1 protein-coding gene and 1 pseudogene are annotated in these 2,533 nt (G+C 72.2%); one reads left to right on the forward strand and one right to left on the reverse strand.

Translation table 11 applies throughout. The annotated features are described in order from the left end of the window. Positions 1 to 1,432 (reverse strand): annotated as a pseudogene (locus ACYVE9_RS22555) (DEAD/DEAH box helicase); the annotation flags it as partial. Between the two features lie 293 nt (positions 1,433 to 1,725). Here ACYVE9_RS22555 and ACYVE9_RS22560 point away from each other — a divergent pair. Continuing rightward, the gene (locus ACYVE9_RS22560; protein WP_461029723.1) at positions 1,726 to 2,478 is read left to right on the forward strand and encodes a ferritin-like fold-containing protein; all 753 of its coding nucleotides are present in this window, start codon (positions 1,726 to 1,728) and stop codon (positions 2,476 to 2,478) included. Positions 2,479 to 2,533: the final 55 nt, after the last annotated feature.

Below are 2,533 nucleotides of genomic sequence, written 5' to 3' on the forward strand. Positions count from 1 at the left end.
GCCGCGGGTGCGGCGCCGCTGACGCGGTGTGCGGGTACGGGCCGGTGCCTCCTCGGCGGCCGGCTTGCGGCCGCGGCCACCGGGCTCACCGAGGTCCTCGACCACCTCGGCGGACAGGCCGGCCCGCGTCCGGTCGGTGCGCGGCAGCACACCCTTGGTACCGGCCGGGATGCCCAGCAGCTCGTAGAGGTGCGGCGAGGTGGAGTACGTCTCCTCCGGCTCGGCCAGACCCAGTGCCAGCGCCTTGTTGATCAGCTGCCAGCGCGGGAGGTCGTCCCAGTCGACGAGGGTGATGGCGATACCCGAGGCGCCCGCCCGGCCGGTGCGGCCGATGCGGTGCAGGTACGTCTTCTCGTCCTCGGGCGTCTGGTAGTTGATGACGTGCGTGACACCCTCGACGTCGATGCCGCGGGCGGCGACGTCGGTGCACACCAGCACGTCCACCTTGCCGTTGCGGAAGGCGCGCAGCGCCTGCTCGCGGGCGCCCTGGCCCAGGTCGCCGTGGACCGCGCCGGCGGCGAAACCGCGGCGGATCAGCTGCTCGGCGACGTCGGCCGCGGTGCGTTTGGTGCGGGTGAAGACCATCGCGAGCCCGCGGCCGTCGGCCTGGAGGATGCGCGACACCAGCTCGGGCTTGTCCATGTTGTGGGCCCGGAACACGTGCTGCTTGGTGTTCGCGACGGTCGCGCCCTCGTCGTCCGGCGAGGTGGCGCGGATGTGCGTGGGCTGCGACATGTAGCGGCGCGCGAGCGAGATGACCTGGCCGGGCATCGTCGCGGAGAACAGCATCGTCTGGCGCTTGGCCGGCAGGTACTGGATGATCCGCTCGACGTCCGGCAGGAAGCCCAGGTCGAGCATCTCGTCGGCCTCGTCCAAGACGAGGGCGCGGACGTGCGAGAGGTCGAGCTTGCGCTGGCCGGCCAGGTCGAGCAGCCGGCCCGGCGTCCCGACGACGATGTCGACGCCCTTGCGCAGCGCCTCGACCTGCGGCTCGTAGGCCCGGCCGCCGTAGATGGGCAGCACGCGGACGTTGCGCACCTTACCGGCGGTCAGCAGGTCGTTCGTCACCTGCTGGCACAGCTCACGGGTGGGCACGACGACCAGTGCCTGCGGGGCCTCGGTCAGCTGCTCGGGCTTCGCCCGGCCCGCCTCGACGTCCATCGGCGCCGTCACGACGTTCAGCAGCGGCAGCCCGAATCCGAGCGTCTTGCCGGTGCCCGTCTTGGCCTGGCCGATGACGTCCAGACCGGAGAGCGCGACGGGGAGCGTCATCTCCTGGATCGGGAAGGGGTGCACGATGCCAACGGCCTCGAGGGCCTCGGCGGTCTCGGACAGGATGCCGAGGTCGCGGAAAGTAAGGGTGGTGGACAGGATGCTTGCCTCTTCTGTGTGACGCGGCACGAGGGGGCGAGGCGGGTCGTACCGCGCTCACGCGCGATGACGCGCGACGCAGGACCACTAGCTCTCGCTCAAGCGCTCATACCGCGCGAGCGGCCCCTCACCGTGGGGAGGGCGGTCTGGTCGGAGCCGATCGTGCCACCGACCGGGCATCCGCATTCAGGGACGTTCACAAACGAAACCGTCGCGTACGGCGGTCTCCATATCACTGTACCCCGGAACCGCGCAGGTGTACCGGGCACGAGTTCGCCCCCGCAGCCGACCGGCCGCCCACCGGGGGCCGACCGAGGGGTTCCGCAGCAGGTGAGGACGGCTATTGTGCGCAGCATGGAGACGTCTGACACCCCTGACACCCCGACTGCGTCGAACGCGGAGTCCCCGCAGGCCGGCATCGCCGCCCTGGACTGGGCGGCGGCGTCCGCCGAACCGCAGTACCGGGCCGCCGTGGTGGACCTGCTGGGCGCGCTGGCCTACGGGGAGCTCGCGGCGTTCGAGCGGCTGGCGGAGGACGCCAAGCTCGCCCCGACGCTCGCCGACAAGGGCAGGTTGGCGGCGATGGCCTCGGCCGAGTTCCACCACTTCGACCAGATCCGTGACCGCCTGACGCAGATCGACGTCGACCCGACGGAGGCCATGGAGCCGTTCGTCGCCTCACTCGACGAGTTCCACCGCCAGACGGCGCCGTCCGACTGGCTGGAGGGCCTGATCAAGGCCTACGTCGGGGACTCCATCGCCTCGGACTTCTACCGCGAGGTCGCCGCGCGGCTCGACTCCGACACCCGCTCGCTGGTGCTGCGGGTGCTCGACGACACCGGCCACTCCAGCTTCGCCGTGGAGCGGGTGCGCGCGGCGATCGAGGACGACCCCCGGGTGGGCGGGCGGCTCGCGCTGTGGGGGCGACGGCTGATGGGCGAGGCGCTGTCGCAGGCCCAGCGGGTGGTCGCCGAGCGGGACACGCTGTCCACGATGCTGGTCGGCGGCGTGGCCGACGGCTTCGACCTGGCCGAGGTGGGCCGGATGTTCTCCCGCATCACCGAGGCGCACACCAAGCGCATGGCCGCACTGGGCCTGGCCGCCTAGCGGCGGCTGCGGGCCGGGGACGGCCCGCAGCGGGGTGCGGGGCTACCGGGGCGCC

The sequence above is a fragment of the Streptomyces sparsus genome (genome assembly GCF_054776295.1).